The organism is Streptomyces sp. NPDC001617 (assembly GCF_053596855.1).
Genome location: NZ_JBSFHA010000022.1, coordinates 41,971 through 59,538, shown reverse-complemented (window position 1 = coordinate 59,538; position 17,568 = coordinate 41,971). Strand labels below are relative to the sequence as shown.

Annotated in this window: 13 protein-coding genes; 7 read left to right on the top strand and 6 right to left on the bottom strand. The window is 69.9% G+C overall.

The features are described from left to right. Nucleotides 1–150 precede the first annotated feature (150 nt). From ACWC09_RS18910 to ACWC09_RS18895, 4 genes are all read left to right on the top strand, one after another. The gene (locus ACWC09_RS18910) at nt 151–2,523 is read left to right on the top strand and encodes a glycoside hydrolase family 2 protein (RefSeq protein WP_450851676.1); all 2,373 of its coding nucleotides are present in this window, start codon (nt 151–153) and stop codon (nt 2,521–2,523) included. Beyond that, nucleotides 2,520–3,548 carry a LacI family DNA-binding transcriptional regulator gene (locus tag ACWC09_RS18905; protein ID WP_450851675.1) on the top strand — a complete coding sequence of 343 codons (1,029 nt, stop codon included), beginning with the start codon at nt 2,520–2,522 and terminating at the stop codon, nt 3,546–3,548. Before ACWC09_RS18910 ends, ACWC09_RS18905 begins: the two co-directional genes overlap by 4 nt. A 157-nt stretch (nt 3,549–3,705) precedes the next feature. Next, nucleotides 3,706–4,932: a thiolase family protein gene (locus tag ACWC09_RS18900; protein WP_450851674.1), complete on the top strand. Its 1,227-nt coding sequence runs from the start codon at nt 3,706–3,708 to the stop codon at nt 4,930–4,932. Next, the gene (locus ACWC09_RS18895; protein WP_450851673.1) at nt 4,929–7,055 is read left to right on the top strand and encodes a 3-hydroxyacyl-CoA dehydrogenase NAD-binding domain-containing protein; all 2,127 of its coding nucleotides are present in this window, start codon (nt 4,929–4,931) and stop codon (nt 7,053–7,055) included. Before ACWC09_RS18900 ends, ACWC09_RS18895 begins: the two co-directional genes overlap by 4 nt. 109 nt (nt 7,056–7,164) lie before the next feature. Here the strand turns inward: ACWC09_RS18895 and ACWC09_RS18890 are convergent, their stop codons facing one another. After that, entirely contained in the window at nt 7,165–7,401 is a 237-nt protein-coding gene (locus ACWC09_RS18890; protein ID WP_450851672.1) for a hypothetical protein, read from the bottom strand. 253 nt (nt 7,402–7,654) lie between these two features. On the opposite strand from ACWC09_RS18890, the gene ACWC09_RS18885 reads away from it, so the two are divergent. Then, the gene (locus tag ACWC09_RS18885) at nt 7,655–8,743 is read left to right on the top strand and encodes an LCP family protein (protein WP_450851671.1); all 1,089 of its coding nucleotides are present in this window, start codon (nt 7,655–7,657) and stop codon (nt 8,741–8,743) included. A 30-nt stretch (nt 8,744–8,773) separates the two neighbouring features. On the opposite strand, the gene ACWC09_RS18880 is transcribed toward ACWC09_RS18885, so the two are convergent. After that, a complete protein-coding gene (locus ACWC09_RS18880) occupies nt 8,774–9,790 on the bottom strand; it encodes a hypothetical protein (RefSeq protein WP_450851670.1) in 1,017 nt (338 codons plus the stop codon). 139 nt (nt 9,791–9,929) lie between these two features. On the opposite strand from ACWC09_RS18880, the gene ACWC09_RS18875 reads away from it, so the two are divergent. Beyond that, nucleotides 9,930–10,820 (top strand): NAD(P)-dependent oxidoreductase, encoded by an 891-nt coding sequence (locus ACWC09_RS18875; protein ID WP_450851669.1) that lies wholly within the window; start codon nt 9,930–9,932, stop codon nt 10,818–10,820. Between the two features lie 39 nt (nt 10,821–10,859). Then, nucleotides 10,860–11,231, top strand: a complete 372-nt coding sequence (locus tag ACWC09_RS18870) for an NTP pyrophosphohydrolase (RefSeq protein WP_450851668.1) — start codon at nt 10,860–10,862, stop codon at nt 11,229–11,231. A gap of 118 nt (nt 11,232–11,349) precedes the next feature. Here ACWC09_RS18870 and ACWC09_RS18865 read toward each other — a convergent pair whose 3' ends face one another. From ACWC09_RS18865 to ACWC09_RS18850, 4 genes are all read right to left on the bottom strand, one after another. Then, complete coding sequence (locus tag ACWC09_RS18865; protein ID WP_450851667.1) at nt 11,350–12,852, bottom strand: amino acid permease; 1,503 nt, start codon at nt 12,850–12,852, stop codon at nt 11,350–11,352. Nucleotides 12,853–12,992: 140 nt separating this feature from the next. Beyond that, nucleotides 12,993–14,924 (bottom strand): 1-deoxy-D-xylulose-5-phosphate synthase, encoded by a 1,932-nt coding sequence (gene dxs / locus ACWC09_RS18860; RefSeq protein WP_450851666.1) that lies wholly within the window; start codon nt 14,922–14,924, stop codon nt 12,993–12,995. 290 nt (nt 14,925–15,214) lie between these two features. Then, nucleotides 15,215–16,540, bottom strand: a complete 1,326-nt coding sequence (locus ACWC09_RS18855; RefSeq protein WP_450851665.1) for a sugar ABC transporter permease — start codon at nt 16,538–16,540, stop codon at nt 15,215–15,217. After that, entirely contained in the window at nt 16,537–17,328 is a 792-nt protein-coding gene (locus ACWC09_RS18850; protein ID WP_450851664.1) for an ATP-binding cassette domain-containing protein, read from the bottom strand. Before ACWC09_RS18850 ends, ACWC09_RS18855 begins: the two co-directional genes overlap by 4 nt. Between the last annotated feature and the right edge of the window lie 240 nt (nt 17,329–17,568).

The window sequence follows — 17,568 nt, the reverse complement described above, 5'->3', positions numbered from 1 at the left end:
TTCACGTTCACGGGACGAGGGACGGACGAGCACGGGCGGGTTGGCTGGTTCGGTACTCTGACAACGTTTTCTTAACCGGTAAAGTCCCTATTCCGCCAAGGCTGGAGAAAAGTCTTCGCTGACCGCGCTGGAACGGTTTAGGGAGAGTGCATGCTTCAGGCGACGCCGATCCGCGAGGGATGGGTCCTCCTGCACGAGGGGTCCGAGCTGCCGGCCGCGGTGCCGGGCTGTGTGCACACCGATCTGCTGGCGGCGGGGGTGATCCCGGACCCCTTTCTCGGCACGAACGAGACCGAGGTGGCGTGGGTCGGGCGGCGGGAGTGGACGTACGAGACGGATCTGCGGGCCGGGGGCGGGCAGTTCGAGCAGACCGACCTGGTCTTCGACGGACTGGACACGGTCGCCGAAGTCTCGCTCGACGGCCGACTCCTGGGCCGTACGCGGAACATGCACCGCTCGTACCGCTTCGACGTGACCGGGATGCGGGGGCGGCTGTCCGTGCGGTTCGTGTCCGCGTATGCGGAAGCGGAGGCGGTGCGGGGGCGGGTCGGTGAGCGGCCCGCCGCGTACGCGGAGCCGTATCAGTACCTCCGCAAGATGGCCTGCTCCTTCGGCTGGGACTGGGGGCCCACGCTGGTGACCGCCGGCATCTGGCGGCCGGTGCGGCTGGAGGCGTGGTCGACGGCCCGGATCGCCCGGGTGCGGCCGCTGGTGACCGTCGAAGACGGCCTGGGCGTGGTCGAGTTGCACATCGAGGTCGAGCGCAGCCGGGTGGAGGCGCCGCTGGCCGTCGAGGCGACGGTGGGCGGCGTGCGGGTGCGCGGGGAGATCGAGGGGACGGAGGGGGTCGTACGGCTGGAGGTGCCGGAGGTGCGGCTGTGGTGGCCGCGCGGATACGGCGAACAGCCGCTGTACGACGTCGAGTTGACGCTGCTGCACGGCGGGGACCCGCTGGACGTGTGGCGGCGGCCGATCGGCTTCCGGACCATGCGGCTGGATACGGCCGCCGATGCGCACGGCACCGGGTTCACGTTCGTGGTCAACGGCGAGCGGCTCTTCGCGCGGGGCGTGAACTGGATCCCGGACGATGTGTTCCCGTCGCGGATCACGCGGGAGCGGTACCGGGAGCGGCTGCGGCAGGCGGCGGACGCGGGTGTCGACCTGGTACGGATCTGGGGTGGCGGGATCTACGAGAGCGAGGACTTCTACGACGCCTGCGACGAGTTGGGGCTGCTGGTCTGGCAGGACTTCCCCTTCGCCTGTGCCGCCTATCCGGAGGAGCAGCCGCTGCGGGGCGAGGTGGAGGCCGAGGCGCGGGAGAACGTCGTACGGCTGATGCCGCATCCGTCGCTGGTGCTGTGGAACGGCAACAACGAGAACCTGTGGGGGTTCCGGGACTGGGGATGGGAGGCGCGGCTCGCCGGGGACTCCTGGGGCGAGGGGTACTACATGGGCGTACTGCCGCGTGTGGTCGCGGAGTTGGATCCGACCCGGCCGTACACGGCGGGGAGTCCGTGGTCCGGGTCGTGGGGGCGGCATCCGAACGATCCGGGGCACGGGACGCATCACTCGTGGGAGGTGTGGAACCGGGAGGACTACGCGGACTATCGGCTCGAAGTGCCGCGGTTCGTGGCCGAGTTCGGGTGGCAGGCGCCGGCCGCGTACGCCACGTTGACGCGTGCGCTGCCCGGGGAGGAGCTCGCGGCGGACTCCCCCGGTGTACTGCACCATCAGAAGGCCGACGACGGGCAGGGGAAGCTGGAGCGGGGGCTCGCTCGTCATTTCGCCGTGCCGGAGGGGGACTTCGACCGCTGGCACTATCTGACGCAGGTCAATCAGGCACGGGCGGTGGCCGCCGGCATCGAGCACTGGCGGTCGCACTGGCCGGTCTGCGCGGGGACCGTGGTGTGGCAGCTCAACGACTGCTGGCCGGTGACGAGTTGGGCCGCGATCGACGGGGACGGGCGGGAGAAGCCTCTCTACCACGAGCTGCGGCGGCTGTACGCGGACCGGTTGCTGACGGTTCAGGTGCGGGGAGCCGGGCTGGTGTTGGCGGCCGTCAATCAGGGAGCGGAGGCGTGGACGGGGGCGCTGAGATTGCGGCGGATGTCCGTCGAAGGTGACGTGGTCGGAGAGGAGAGCGTGCGGTTCGCGGCCAGGCGTCGGGCCGTCGCGGAGGTGGACGTCCCGCGTGAGCTCGCGCCTCTCGGTCCCAAGGAGTTCCTGGTGGCCGACGCGGACGGGCTCAGGGCCGTGTACTTTCCCGTGCCGGACCGTGAAGTCCCGTATCCGCGGCCCGAGTTCGACGTGACCGTGGCACCGGGTGCGGTGACGGTGACGGCCCACACCCTCGTACGGGATCTGCTGCTGCAGGCGGACCGGCTGCGGCCGGAGGCTCGGGCCGATCGGGGGCTGGTCACGCTGTTGCCCGGGGAACGGGTCACCATCGGCGTACGCGGCTGGGAGACTCCTGACGCGGATGCCGCCCGAGCCGCCCTGTACTGCCTGGAGCCCATGGAATGACCACCTCCCGCGTCACCATCAAGGACGTCGCCGCGCGTGCCGGTGTGTCCAAGGGAGCCGTGTCGCTCGCCTTCAACCGCAAGCCGGGGCTGTCCGAGGCGACCCGGGACCGGATCTTCGAGGCGGCCCGGGAGCTGGGGTGGGCGCCCAACCTCACGGCGCGGACGCTGGCCGGGTCACGGGTGGACGTGGTGGGGCTGGCGATCTGCCGGCCGGCACGCCTCCTGGGCCTCGAGCCGTTCTACATGGAGTTCGTGTCGGGGGTGGAGAGCGTGCTGACCGAGCGGTCCTGCTCGCTGCTGCTGCGGCTCGTGCGGAACGTGGAGGAGGAGGTCGGGCTGCAGGAGTCGTGGTGGCGGGGGCGGCAGGTCGGGGGGTCGATCCTGGTCGACTTCCGGGTGGACGATCCTCGGGTGGCCTCGGTGGAGCGGCTGGGGATGCCGGTGGTGGCGGTGGGGCATCCGTCGTTGACGGGCGGACTGACGTCCGTGTGGACCGACGACGCGACCGCGGTCACGGAGGCGGTCCGATATCTGGCGGCACTCGGGCATCGGCGGATCGCCCGGGTGGGAGGTGTGGCGGCGCTCGGGCACACGGCTGTGCGGACCGCCGCGTTCGACGAGGCGGCGCGGGGGCTGGACCTGGCCGGAGCCTGGCAGGTCACCACCGACTACTCGGGGGAGGCAGGGGCACGCGCGACGAGGTCACTGCTGATGGCCGCGCCGGCCGACCGGCCGACGGCGATCGTGTACGACAACGACATCATGGCGGTGGCCGGGCTGTCGGTCGCCGCGGAGATGGGGCTGTCGGTGCCGGGGGATGTGTCGTTGCTGGCGTGGGACGACTCGCAGTTGTGTCGGCTCACGCATCCGACCCTGTCCGCGATGAGTCATGACGTGCATGGGTTCGGGGCGGATGCGGCTCGGACGCTGTTCGGGGTGATCACTGGGGAGGGGGCAGGATCGCATCCTGTGCCCACACCGGTACTGACGCCTCGGGGGTCCACAGCGCCGCCGTCTCGGTGAGCGCCGGCACTCCCCCACCGTCAGTATCGATGTGACGTTCGCCGCTCCACCCTCCAGGGCTGTGCAGCTACGTTACCGATAAGTAGCATGGGCCTGAGCGCACGCTCAGCGCATGCGTGCCGCAGCAGTGCCATCCCGCATCTGGAGGAGAGCCATCGTGCCTCGTACCGTCAGGGACGTCGTTTTTGTCGACGGCGTCCGTACCCCGTTCGGCAAGGCGGGCCCGAAGGGCATCTACCACGAGACCCGCGCCGACGACCTGGTCGTGAAGGCGATCCGGGAGCTGCTGCGCCGCAACCCCGGTCTCGACCCGAAGAAGATCGACGAGGTCGCCATCGCCGCGACCACGCAGATCGGTGACCAGGGGCTCACCCTCGGCCGTACGGCCGGCATCCTTGCCGGTCTGCCGCAGTCGGTCCCGGGCTACTCCATCGACCGGATGTGCGCCGGCGCGCTGACCGCCGTGACGACCACGGCCGGCTCGATCGCCTTCGGTGCGTACGACGCCGTGATCGCCGGTGGTGTCGAGCACATGGGCCGCCACCCGATGGGCGAGGGCGTGGACCCGAACCCGCGGTTCGTGAGCGAGAAGCTGGTCGACGAGTCCGCCCTGTTCATGGGCATGACCGCGGAGAACCTGCACGACCGCTACCCGACGATCACCAAGCAGCGCGCCGACGAGTACGCCGTGCGCTCGCAGGAGAAGGCCGCCAAGGCGTACGCCAACGGCAAGATCCAGCAGGACCTGGTGCCGATCTCCGTACGCCGGACCAACCCGGAGGCCGGTGAGACCGGCTGGGGTCTGGTGACGGCGGACGAGCCGATGCGTCCCGGCACCACCCTCGAGAACCTCTCCGGCCTGAAGACGCCCTTCCGTGTGCACGGGCGCGTCACCGCCGGTAACGCGGCCGGTCTGAACGACGGTGCGACCGCCTCGATCATCGCGTCCGAGGACTTCGCCCGCGAGAACAACCTGCCGGTCAAGATGCGTCTCGTCTCGTACGCCTTCGCCGGCGTCGAGCCCGAGGTCATGGGCTACGGACCGATCCCGGCCACCGAGAAGGCCCTGGCGCAGGCGGGTCTCTCCATCGAGGACATCAACCTCTTCGAGATCAACGAGGCCTTCGCCGTCCAGGTGCTCGCCTTCCTGGAGCACTACGGCATCGCCGACGACGACGCGCGCGTCAACCAGTACGGCGGCGCCATCGCGTACGGCCACCCGCTCGCCTCGTCCGGTGTGCGTCTCATGACGCAGCTGGCCCGCCAGTTCGAGGAGCAGCCGGAGGTCCGTTACGGCCTCACCACCATGTGCGTCGGCTTCGGCATGGGCGCCACGGTGATCTGGGAGAACCCGAACCACAAGGACGCCGGAGGCGACAAGTGAGCACCACCGAACTCCTCAAGGGTGCGGCCGAGCTGTTCCCCGACGAGGTCGTGACGTCGGCGCACGTACGCCACCTCGACCTGCCCTTCGGCGCCGGGCGCTTCGCCCTGATCACGCTGGACAACGGCTTCGACCACACCAAGCCGACCACCTTCGGCCCGGCCTCGCTGGCGAACCTCGACACCGCCATCGACCAGGTCGAGAAGGAGGCCGCGGCCGGCGAGATCGTCGGTGTCGGCATCACCGGCAAGCCGTTCATCTTCGCGGTCGGCGCCGACCTCAAGGGCGTCGAACTGCTGAAGGAGCACAAGGACGCGCTCGCCATCGGCAAGGGCGGCCACGAGGTCTTCAAGCGGCTGTCCGGCATCGCGGTCCCGACCTTCGCGTACTACAACGGTGCCGCGATGGGCGGTGGCGTCGAGGTCGGTCTGCACTGCACGTACCGGACCGTCTCGAAGGCGCTCCCGGCGTTCTCGCTGCCCGAGGTCTTCCTCGGTCTCGTCCCCGGCTGGGGCGGCTGCACGATCCTGCCGAACCTGATCGGTGCCGACAAGGCCGTCTCGGTGATCATCGAGAACAGCCTCAACCAGAACAAACAGCTGGGGGGCCGGCAGGTCTTCGACCTGGGTATCGCGGACGCGATCTTCGAGGGCGCGGACTTCCTGGAGCAGTCGCTGATCTGGACCGCGAACGTCCTCAAGGGCGAGATCGAGGTCGAGCGTCCGGTGATCGACCGCGGTGAGGCCTGGGACCAGGCCGTCGCCAAGGGCCGCTTCATCGCGGACTCCAAGGTGCACGGTGCCGCTCCGGCCGCCTACCGCGCCCTCGACATCATCGCCGCCGCCAAGAACGGCGACCTGCAGCAGGGTTACGACGCCGAGGACAAGGCCCTCGCCGACCTGATCATGGGTGGCGAACTGCGCGCCGGCATCTACGCGTTCAACCTGGTGCAGAAGCGCGGCAAGCGTCCCGCCGGTGCGCCGGACAAGAACCTGGCCCGGCCGGTCACCAAGGTCGGCGTCGTGGGCGCGGGCCTCATGGCCTCGCAGCTCGCCCTGCTCTTCCTGCGCCGTCTGGAGGTGCCGGTCGTGCTGACCGACATCGACCAGGAGCGCGTCGACAAGGGTGTGGGCTACGTCCACGCCGAGATCGAGAAGCTGCTCGGCAAGGGCCGTATCAACCAGGACAAGGCCAACCGCCTCAAGGCCCTGGTCACCGGTGTGCTGGACAAGGCCGAGGGCTTCTCCGACGCCGACTTCATCATCGAGGCCGTCTTCGAGGAGATCGGCGTCAAGCAGCAGGTGTTCGCGGAGGTCGAGGCGGTCGCCCCGGCGCACGCGATCCTCGCCACCAACACCTCCTCGCTGTCCGTCTCCGAGATGGCGTCGAAGCTGAAGAACCCCGAGCGGGTCGTCGGCTTCCACTTCTTCAACCCGGTCGCGATCCTCCCGCTCCTCGAGATCGTCCGCGGCGAGCAGACCGACGACGCCTCGCTGGCCACGGCCTTCGCCGTCGCCAAGAAGCTCAAGAAGACCGCGGTTCTGGTGAAGGACGCCCCGGCGTTCGTCGTGAACCGCATCCTCACCCGCTTCATGGGCGAGATCCAGAACGTCATCGACGAGGGCACCCCGGTCGAGGTCGCCGAGAAGGCCGTCGAGCCGCTCGGCCTGCCGATGTCCCCGCTGGTCCTGCTGGAGCTGGTCGGTCCCGCGATCGGTCTGCACGTCTCGGAGACTCTCAACCGGGCCTTCCCGGACCGCTTCACGGTCTCCCCGAACCTCGCGGCCGTCGTCAAGGCGGGCAAGCGCGGCTTCTACGTCTACGACAGCGGGAAGCCGGAGTTGGACCCGGAGGTCGCCGCGCTGCTCCAGCAGGGCGACTCCGTCCTGTCCGAGGAGCAGGTCCGCGAGCGTGTCCTGGACGCGGTGGCGCAGGAGATCGGCCTCATGCTCGACGAGGGTGTCGTCGCCGAGGCCCAGGACATCGACCTGTGCCTGATCACGGGCGCCGGCTGGCCCTTCCACCTGGGCGGCATCACGCCGTACCTGGACCGCGAGGGTGTCTCCGAGCGCGTGAACGGCAAGAAGTTCCTGGCTCCGGGTCTGGCGTCGGTCCCGGCGTAACACCGAAGGACAGGTGAAGAGGGCCTCCGCCGGCGGGCGGAGGCCCTTTCCCGTTCGGCCTCGGCCGCTGCCGGCCGCGCCTTCGACTCGGCGTTCTCCGCCTCCGGAGTCACGATGCGCCGGCGCGCGACGTACACAGCTCCATGACGGCGTCGTGGACCTCGGAGACGAACTGGGGCACGTGCAGGCTGCACGGCGGACCCTCTGGGGTGCCGCTGCGGCGGATGTTGAGGAAGATCAGCGTCGCCCAGGGGGCGTCGGCCGGCGTGTAGGCCTCCGCGACGGCGCCGCCCGCGGTGGACAGGCCGACCGACCACGCAGCACCGTGACGGACACCACAAGACATGCGCGACCTGGATGCATGGACCCGGAATTCTCACATGATATGCACACGGCATACACTCCCCGGGGGTTCGGACCACGGGGCCAACGCCCTGACGGACGTGCGGACACAAGGGACTCGCCCTCGGAAGATCCCGGCCGCTCCCGCGCGTCACATGATGTGGATCACTGCCGTACAACGCCCGGGACGGGTCGCTGCTCTTCCGAACGCCCGAGCTGCGCCGATGCCGCACGAGAAGACGAGGACACCGACCCACATGACGACCCCAGCCGCCGAGACGAGCAGATCGCACCACCGTCCCTCCGGGCCCGAACAGCCACACCGCAGGCGCCGTGCGCTGAGGTGGGCCCTGATCTCGCTGGCCGTGCTCGTGGTGGCCGGTGCCGGCACCGGCTTCTGGCTCTACAGCGACCTCGACAGCAACATCAAGGGCATCGACATCGACAAGGCGATCGGTGACAACCGGCCCCAGAAGCTGCCCACCTCGGGGCAGAACATCCTGATCCTGGGCTCCGACTCGCGCGCCGGCGCCAACGGGAAGCTGGTGGGCGACACGAGCGTGCTGGGGGCGCGCTCGGACACCGCGATGGTGATGCACATACCCGAGGGCCGCACGAAGGCCGTCGCCGTGAGCATCCCACGCGACACCCTCGTCACCCGGCCCCAGTGCACCACGGCGGACGGCTCCACGGTCGCCTCGGCGAAGCGCGTGATGTTCAACTCCGTCTACTCCCAGGTCGGTCCGGCCTGTGTGGTCAAGACCGTGGAGCAGATGTCCGGCGTACGCATGGACCACTACGTCGAGATCGACTTCGCCGGCTTCAAGGACCTGGTGGACGCGATCGGCGGCGTGACCGTCACCGTCGACCAGGACATCCACGACAGGTCCAGCGGCCTGAACATCACCAAGGGCACCCACAAGCTCGACGGCACCCAGTCGCTGCAGTTCGTGCGCACCCGGCACGGCATAGGCGACGGCAGCGACCTCGGCCGTATAGGCCTCCAACAGCAGTTCATGCTCGCCCTGTTGAGCGAGATCAAGAAACAGGACCTGCTGGGCAGCCCCACCAAGGCGTACAAGATCGCCGACACGCTGACGGCCGCCCTCACCACCGACTCGGGTCTCGCCTCGCTGACCAAGCTCGCGGAGTTCGGCCGCAGCCTGAACGGCGTCGACCCGTCGACCATGGAGACGATCATGCTCCCGGTCGCATACGACAAGATCGACCCGAACCGTGTCGTGGCCGCGCAGCCGCAGGCCTCCACGCTGTGGAAGGCGATCCGCAACGACACGACGATCCCGGAGTCGGCCAAGAAGTCCCCGGCCACGGGCGGGAGTTCCTGACCGGACCGCCGGGTGGGCGGAGGCCGACGCTCAGACCTCCCGCCAGGCCTCCAGCGCCAGCCCCGGCTCGTCCTTCCGCCGAGTGACGAGCAGTTGCCCGGTCAACGGGGACAAGGTCACGGCCACCACCCGCCCTTCCTCGTCGACCGCCAGTGACACTCCGGCGTCCACGGGGAGTTGCGGTCCTGACTCGGTCCACCAGGCGCCCGCCGACTCCTGTTCGGTGGGATACGCGGCGAAGGCCACTCGCCCACTCGACGACCGCTGGGCGAGCAACGTGCAGTCGTGGCCCTCGAGTTCACAGCGGATCGCACAGACCGGGCCGGGGCCGGCCGAGGCGAGGAGGGCGACGGGCTTGGCGCCGGGGCGCCAGGCGCACAGGTCGCCCGAGTCGTCGGTGTAGAAGAGGGTGGTGCTGTCGGGCGAGGTGGCCAGGGCGTACAGGGTGTCCGGGCGAGCCGGTGCCTCCATCGCCTCCTCCAGCGTCGGCTGCCCGCCGGGCTCCTCCTGGCGCCAGTGCAGGATGCCGCCGGCGACGGCCGCGTACACCTCCACCCGCCCCGACTCCCCGGTCACCGCCGCCAACTCCCCTTGTAGGTCACGCCCCTTGAGGTCCCGCCACGGCTCCCAGCCGCCCGTCTCCTTCTGCGCCACCATGCTCAGGCCGCCGCCCTTGTTGCGGACGAAGACATGGGCGCGCCCCTCGGCGTCGACCGCGACGGCGGGCGGCCCGGTGACCGACCCCTTCTTGTCGGGGTGCCCGATCGACGCCCAGTCGAGGGCCGCGAGCCGGGGCCGGAAGTGGGTGGAGTGCACCAGGCCGGCCTCGCCGGAGACGGTGGGCCGCCAGGAGACCAGATGGGCGTAGGAGTCGTCGCCCTGACCGACGGCGGGGACGGACCGGAGCTTCTGCTCCCCTCCGACCTTGCGGGCGGGCGTCCAGGGGCCGCCCGGTGTGCGTTCGGCCCTGCACAGGAGGGCGTCGTCCGTCGGCAGGTAGACACTGAGCCGGCCGTCTCGGCCGCGGAGGAGCCAGTCGCCGTTCACCAGTTCACTTTAATCGGGCCGGTGCACGGGCCGTGGATCGGGCCCCGCGTGGCCGTGTGCACGGCCGGACTCCGAGCGGGCAGGCTGTTCCCCGACATCCCTCTCCTGCCCGCAGCAGACTTCGGAAGGAACCGACCTCATGACCGACCAGCTCACCGTGAGCGTCCTCGGCACCGGCATCATGGGCGCCGCGATGGCCCGCAACCTCGCCCGCGCCGGCCACACCGTCCGCGCCTGGAACCGCACCCGCGCGAAGGCCGAGCCGCTGGCGGCCGACGGTGCGTACGTCGCCGACAGCCCCGCCGAGGCCGTGCAGGGCGCGGATGTCGTCCTCACCATCCTCTACGACGGCCCCGCCGCCCTGGACGTCATGCGCGAGGCCGCCCCCGCCCTGCGCTCCGGCGCCGCCTGGGTCCAGTCGACCACGGCCGGCATCGAGGCGATCGTCGACCTCGCGGCCTTCGCCTCCGAGCACGGCCTGGTCTTCTACGACGCCCCCGTGCTCGGCACACGGCAGCCGGCGGAGGCCGGACAGCTGACGGTCCTGGCGGCCGGGCCGGTCGGGGGGCGGGCGCTGGTGGAGCCGGTCTTCGAGGCGGTCGGCGCGCGCACGGTGTGGACCGGTGAGGACGGCGGCGCCGGGAGTGCGACACGGCTGAAGCTGGTCGCCAACAGCTGGGTGCTCGCCGCGACGGCCGCGACGGGTGAGGTGCTGGCCCTGTCCAAGGCGTTGTCCGTCGACCCACAGCACTTCTTCGACCTCATCGCCGGGGGCCCGCTCGACATGGGCTACCTGAAGGCCAAGTCCGCGCTCGTCCTCGAAGACCGGCTCTCCCCGGCCCAGTTCGCGGTGACCACGGCGGCGAAGGACGCGCGTCTCATCGTCGAGGCCGGCGCCCGGCACGGCGTACGCCTGGACGTGGCCGAGGCGAGCGCCGAGCGCATGGAACGGGCTGCGGCGCAGGGGCATGGGGACGAGGACATGGCGGCCGCTTACTTCGCGAGCTTCGAGGAGAAGTCGGGGGATTGAGCGGGCCGGCGGTCGCGGTGGCTGTGCGAACCTTGCCGCATGAGTGACAGCGAGCCCCTGCTGGTGATCGTCGACGCCGCGAATGTCGTCGGGTCGGTGCCCGACGGGTGGTGGCGGGATCGGCGGGGGGCCGCTGAGCGGCTGCGGGACCGGTTGGCTGCGGACGGGGTTCCGGGGCATGCCGGGCCTGTGGAGATCGTGCTGGTGGTGGAGGGGGCCGCTCGGGGGGTGGAGACGGTGCCGGGGGTGCGGGTGGAGTCGGCGCCGGGGAGTGGGGACGACCGGATGGTGGAGTTGGTGGCGGGGGCCGGGGAGCGGGCCGTGCTGGTGGTTACGGCGGATCGGGAACTTCGGCGGAGGGTGCGGGAGTTGGGGGCGTCGGTGGCGGGCCCTCGGACCGTCCGGCCATAGAGGCGTTCGGCGTTGGGGCTGAGGCCGGGGCGTCTCGCTCGCCCGCGTCGGCGGGGTGCCGCTCTCGTTGGGTCGGGAGCCACCCCGGCGGACTGCCCGCAGCGCCGGCGGCGTTGCCTCAGAGCCTCGCCCCGTTCTCCTCCCTGCCCCCGCTCCGCGCCAGACGGCTGTGTGTGCGGCCGTACAGGAAGTACACCGCGAAGCCGATCACCATCCAGATGGCGAAGCGGAGCCAGGTTTCGGCCGGGAGGTTGAGCATCAGCCAGAGGGAGGCCAGCACCGACAGGATCGGCAGGGCCGGGACCAGCGGGGCGCGGAAGGAGCGCTCCAGGTCGGGGCGGGTGCGGCGGAGGATGATGACGCTGATCGCGACCACGATGAAGGCGAAGAGCGTGCCGATGTTCACCAGTTCGGCGAGTTCGCTGAGGCTGGTGAAGCCGGCGACGATCGCGATGACGACGCCGAGGAGGATGGTCGGGCGGTACGGGGTGCGGAAGCGCGGGTGGGTGTGGGAGAAGAAGCGGGGCAGGAGGCCGTCCCGGCTCATCGCGAAGAACACCCGGGACTGGCCCAGCAGCAGGATCATGCAGACCGTGGTCAGGCCCACCGCCGCGCCGAAGCTGATCAGGCCCGCGAACCAGGGGTGCCCCGTCGCCTTGAAGGCGTCGGCGAGCGGCGCGTCCACCGACAGCCTGCTGTACTTCTGCATGCCGGTCACCACGATGGACACGGCGACGTACAGCGCCGTGCAGATGATCAGCGAGCCGATGATGCCGCGCGGCACGTCCCGCTGTGGATTGCGGGTCTCCTCGGCGGCCGTGGCGACGACGTCGAAGCCGATGAAGGCGAAGAAGACGACGGACGCGGCGGTGAAGATGCCCATGACGCCGAAGTTGGAGGGCGCCCAGCCGAACATCAGCTGGATCAGCGGGGCCTTGAGGTCGCCGCCGGCCGGGACGGGCTGCTCCTTGGGGATGAACGGGTCGTAGTTGCCGCTCTTGATGAAGAAGGCGCCCGCGATGATGACGACGAGGACGACGGCCACCTTGATGGCGACGACGACCGTGGTGACCCGCGCGGAGAGCTTCATGCCGACGACGAGGATGGCCGTGAGCAGCAGGACGAGGGCGGCGGCGAGGATGTCGAAGCCGAAGCCGTGGGCGCCGTCGCGGCCACTGAGCGCCTCGGGCAGCTGCCAGCCCGCGTTGTCGAGCAGCGAGTGGATGTATCCGGACCAGCCGACGGCCACCACCGCCGTGCCGAGGGCCAGTTCGAGGACCAGGTCCCAGCCGATGATCCAGGCGGGGAACTCGCCGAGGGAGGCGTACGAGAAGGTGTACGCGGAGCCCGCGACCGGGACCGTGGAGGCGAACTCGGCGTAGCAGAGGGCGGCGAGCGCGCAGACGACCCCGGCGACGACGAAGGAGAGCGAGACCGCGGGGCCCGCGGTGTTCTTGGCGGCCGTGCCGGTGAGCACGAAGATGCCGGTGCCGATGATGACGCCGACGCCGAACACCGTCAGATCGAGGGCCGACAGTGACTTCCTGAGCGCGTGTTCCGGTTCCTCGGTGTCCTGGATGGACTGCTCGATGTTCTTCGTCCTGAAGAGCGTGCTGCTCACGTGCCTACCTCCCACGTTTGTCGTCCTCGACATGATCGAGAGGGCCGGGGATGCGTATGCCCCGGCACAGGCAGGTTCACGCAGACGGGTCGGTTCCGCCACCTGTTGGAGTGGTGAAACCGACCCGTCGGGGCACTGTGCTAGTCGCGCGCGGGCTCCACCGAGTCGACGTCGGCCGCCGTGCGGTCGGTGGGGAGGCCGTCCAGCTTGGAGACCAGCCCCGTGACCTGGCGGGCGATGTCGGGGGTGGTGAGCCCGATCTCCGCCATGACCTCGGCGCGGGAGGCGTGGTCGAGGAAGCGCGGCGGGATGCCGAAGTCACGCAGCGGTACGTCGACGCCCGCGTCCCGCAGGGCCTGCGCGACCGCCGAGCCGACGCCGCCGACACGGGAGTTGTCCTCGACGGTGACGACCACGCGGTGCCGCTCGGCGAGGGGCGCCATGGCCTCGTCCACCGGCTTGACCCAGCGCGGGTCGACGACGGTGGTGGAGATGCCCTGCTTGTCGAGGAGGGCGGCGATCTCCAGGCACATGGGGGCGAGGGCGCCCACGGAGACGAGGAGCACGTCCGGGGTGTCGGTCCCCGGCTCGCGCAGGACGTCCATCCCGCCCACACGACCGACGGCCGGTACGGCGGGACCGACGGCGCCCTTCGAGAAGCGGACGACGGTCGGCGCGTCCTTCACCTGGACGGCCTCACGCAGCTGCGCCCGCACCTGGTCGGCGTCGCGCGGCGCGGCGAGCCGCAGCCCCGGCACGACCTGGAGGATCGACATGTCCCACATGCCGTTGTGGGAGGCGCCGTCGGTGCCGGTGACGCCGGCCCGGTCGAGCACGAACGTCACGCCGCACTTGTGCAGCGCCACGTCCATCAGGACCTGGTCGAAGGCGCGGTTGAGGAAGGTGGCGTAGACGGCGAAGACGGGGTGCAGGCCGCCGGTGGCCAGGCCCGCGGCGCTCACGGCTCCGTGCTGCTCCGCGATCCCGACGTCGTAGATCCGGTCCGGGAAGGTGTCCGCGAACTTCTTCAGACCGACCGGCTGCAGCATCGCCGCCGTGATCGCGACGATGTCCCGCCGCTCCTTGCCGAGTTCGACCATCTCGTCGCCGAAGACGGAGGTCCAGTCGGCGCCGGAGGCCTTGACCGGCAGGCCGGTGTCGGGGTGGATGGGACCGATGCCGTGGAAGCGGTCTGCCTCGTCCTGGAGGGCGGGCTGGTAGCCGCGGCCCTTCTCGGTGAGGCAGTGGACGATGACCGGGCCGCCGAAGCGCTTGGCGCGGGCGAGCGCCGACTCCAGCGCCTCGATGTCGTGGCCGTCGATGGGACCGACGTACTTCAACCCCAGGTCCTCGAACATGCCCTGCGGCGCGATGAAGTCCTTGAGGCCCTTCTTGGCCCCGTGGAGGGTCTCGTAGAGCGGCTTGCCGACGACGGGCGTGCGCTCCAGCAGGTCCTTGCCACGGGCCAGGAAACGCTCGTACCCGTCCGTCGTACGGAGCGTGGCGAGGTGGTTGGCGAGGCCGCCGATGGTCGGGGCGTACGACCGCTCGTTGTCGTTGACGACGATGACCAGCGCCCGGTCCTTGGCGTCGGCGATGTTGTTCAGCGCCTCCCACGCCATACCGCCGGTCAGCGCACCGTCACCGATCACGGCGACCACATGGTCGTCGCGTTCGAGGATCTGGTTGGCCTTCGCGAGCCCGTCGGCCCAGCCCAGGACCGTGGACGCGTGGCTGTTCTCGATGACGTCGTGCTCGGACTCGGCCTGCGAGGGGTAGCCGGACAGACCGCCCTTCATCTTCAGCCTGCTGAAGTCCTGACGGCCGGTGAGCAGCTTGTGCACATAGGACTGGTGACCGGTGTCCCAGAGGACCTTGTCCTTCGGCGAGTCGAACACCCGGTGCAGCGCGATGGTCAGCTCGACTACACCGAGGTTCGGGCCCAGGTGGCCGCCGGTCTTGGAGACGGCGTCGACGAGGAAGGTCCGGATCTCCTCTGCCAGCTGGTCCAGCTGCTCCAGGCTGAGCCGGTCCAGATCGCGCGGTCCCCTGATACGGGTCAGCAGCGGCACCCGTGCCTCCTTGCAGTAAAAGCTGATCGAGCTGTTGCCGGGCTTGTCGAGTCTAATGTTCCGCCTCTGCGGACGGCGCCCGGGCACTGCGTCGTACATCACGCGATCGGCTCTACCCAAGATCGGCTGTGCCTACGACACGAAAGTGCCCGGCACCGTTGCGGTGCCGGGCAACTGCACGCCCCCAAGGGGTGCGGGGCTGTGTCGATATGCGGCTCCGCCGCGTGGGCGCGACCAGCCACAACGGACCGTCGGCCGCGAGCTCACCGCACCCCCACGGCGCTCTCGCGTTACGCGCGCCCCGCGGCCTTCTGGCTCTTGCGCGAGACGGAGTCGATGACCACCGCACCCAGCAGAACCGCACCGGTGATCATGTACTGGATCGACGTGTTCATGTTGAGCAGGTCGAGTCCGGTCTGGATCGACTGGATGACCAGCATGCCCAGCAGCGCGGACCACACGGATCCCCGCCCACCGAACAGCGACGTACCACCGATGACCGCGGCCGCGATGGCGAGCATCAGCGTGTTGCCGCCACCGGCGTTCAGCGTGGCGCTCGCCGTCTGACCGGCGAAGAACATACCGCCGACCGCCGCGAAGCCACCGGAGATGGCGAACACGGTGATACGGACCATCGGCACGTTGATACCGGCACGGCGGGCCGCCTCGATGCCGCCGCCGACCGCGAAGACCTTGCGGCCGTAGGTGGTGCGACGCAGTACGAAGTCGACGATCACCAGCGCCGCGAGGAAGATCACCAGGGCGTTGGAGACACCGGAGGCGTTGTTGAGCACGGCCGCGGCGGCGAAGGACGCCACGCCGAGCGCGACGACCCGCAGCAGGATCTCGCTGGTGGGCCGGAACGGCACTCCGGCCGCCTTGCGGCGGCGCTGCTCCATGAACGAGCCCAGGAGCAGGGACAGCACACCGAGGCCGGCCAGCAGGTAGGCGCCGATGATGGCCTGGTCCATGAAGAAGGAGTTCTGGCCGAGCAGGTGCACCGGGCCGGAGTCGGACGGGATGTTGATGGTGCCGCTGGAGCCCAGCAGCCACAGCATCAGACCGTTCCAGCCGAGGAAGCCGGCCAGGGTGACGACGAACGCCGGTACGCCGATCTTCGCGAAGAACCAGCCCTGCAGTGCACCGATGCCGATGCCGATCAGGATGGCCAGGACCAGGCTCAGCCAGGCGTTCATCCCGTGGGTGACCACGAACACGGCGAACAGCGTCGAGGCCAGGCCGCTGACCGAGCCGACGGACAGGTCGATCTCACCGAGCAGCAGCACGAACACGAGGCCGATGGCGAGCATGCCGGTGGCCGACATGAAGTAGCTGATGTTGGACAGGTTGTCGGCGCTGAGGAAGCGGTCGTTCTTCAGCTGGAAGATCGTCCAGATGACGATCAGGCCGATGACGACCGGCAGCGAGCCCAGCTCGCCGCCCTTCACCTTCCGCTTGAATTCGGTGAGGTAGCCCTTCAGGCCCTCTTCACGGACCAGCAGGCGCGGGTCGACGACGGTGACAGGCGCGGCCGTGGGGTCGTCGGAGGGAGCCACGGTGTTCTGGTGTTCCAGCCCCGGCTCTTCTTTGCTCACGGTGTTGGACGTGTCGCTCATTTTGCCGCCTCCGTGCTGCGACGCCCCGCACGACGGGTCACGGCGTTGTCCGTGGCACCGGTGATCGCGGCGATGATCTCTTCGTGGCTGGTGCTCTTCACCGGGAAGGAACCGTTGTTCTTGCCCAGGCGCAGCACGGCGACGGTGTCCGCCACCGCCTTCACATCGGCCATGTTGTGGCTGATGAGGATGACGGCGAGGTTCCGCTCGCGCAGCCGCTCGACCAGGTCGAGGACCTGCGCGGTCTGCTCGACGCCGAGGGCGGCGGTGGGCTCGTCCAGGATGACCAGCTTGGGGTCGCCGATCAGGGCACGGGCGATGGCGACGACCTGGCGCTGGCCACCGGAGAGGCTCGCGATCGGGATGCGCACGCTCGGGATGCGGATGGAGAGCGTGCTCAGCAGGTCGCGGGCCTGCTTCTCCATCGACACCTCGTCGATGACGCCTCGGCGCAGCAGCTCGCGGCCGAGGAAGAGGTTGCCGACCACGTCGAGGTTGTCGCACAGGGCGAGGTCCTGGTAGACCGTCGCGACGCCGAGTCCCTGGGCGTCGTGCGGCTTGTTGATGCTGACCGGGTTGCCGCTCCATTCGATGACGCCCTCATCGATGGGGTGGACACCGGCGATCGTCTTGACCAGGGTCGACTTCCCTGCGCCGTTGTCGCCGACCAGGGCGACGACTTCTCCGGCGTGGACCTCCAGTTCGACATCGGTGAGGGCCTGGACCGCACCGAATCGTTTGGAGACTCCGCGCAACGCCAGCACGGGCGTAGCGGACACGTGAACCATCTCCTTCGCCGCCTGACCGGCGGGGATGCCGCGCTCGGGGTACTGCGCGGAGCGACGTGCGAGAACGCACGAGGTTTACAAGATGAACATGCGCGAATCCGCTGCCTTTGGCAACGGTTCCGTCCGACGCCCGCCCCGGCAGCGGGGTATGAAGGCCGGGGCGGGCGTCGGACAGGTTCGCGGGGGCCGCCGTGGGGCGGCCCTTGCTTCAGCAGCGGCGGCTCGGGAGTGGGCCCGCTC

Excerpts from the sequence above, each read along its gene's own strand:
- ACWC09_RS18890 (WP_450851672.1), bottom strand. The coding sequence starts at position 7,401 with ATGTCTTGTGGTGTCCGTCACGGTGCTGCGTGGTCGGTCGGCCTGTCC.
- ACWC09_RS18855 (WP_450851665.1), bottom strand. The coding sequence starts at position 16,540 with ATGAGCGACACGTCCAACACCGTGAGCAAAGAAGAGCCGGGGCTGGAA.
- ACWC09_RS18875 (WP_450851669.1), top strand. The coding sequence starts at position 9,930 with ATGACCGACCAGCTCACCGTGAGCGTCCTCGGCACCGGCATCATGGGC.
- ACWC09_RS18905 (WP_450851675.1), top strand. The coding sequence starts at position 2,520 with ATGACCACCTCCCGCGTCACCATCAAGGACGTCGCCGCGCGTGCCGGT.
- ACWC09_RS18910 (WP_450851676.1), top strand. The coding sequence starts at position 151 with ATGCTTCAGGCGACGCCGATCCGCGAGGGATGGGTCCTCCTGCACGAG.
- ACWC09_RS18885 (WP_450851671.1), top strand. The coding sequence starts at position 7,655 with ATGACGACCCCAGCCGCCGAGACGAGCAGATCGCACCACCGTCCCTCC.
- ACWC09_RS18870 (WP_450851668.1), top strand. The coding sequence starts at position 10,860 with ATGAGTGACAGCGAGCCCCTGCTGGTGATCGTCGACGCCGCGAATGTC.
- ACWC09_RS18850 (WP_450851664.1), bottom strand. The coding sequence starts at position 17,328 with ATGGTTCACGTGTCCGCTACGCCCGTGCTGGCGTTGCGCGGAGTCTCC.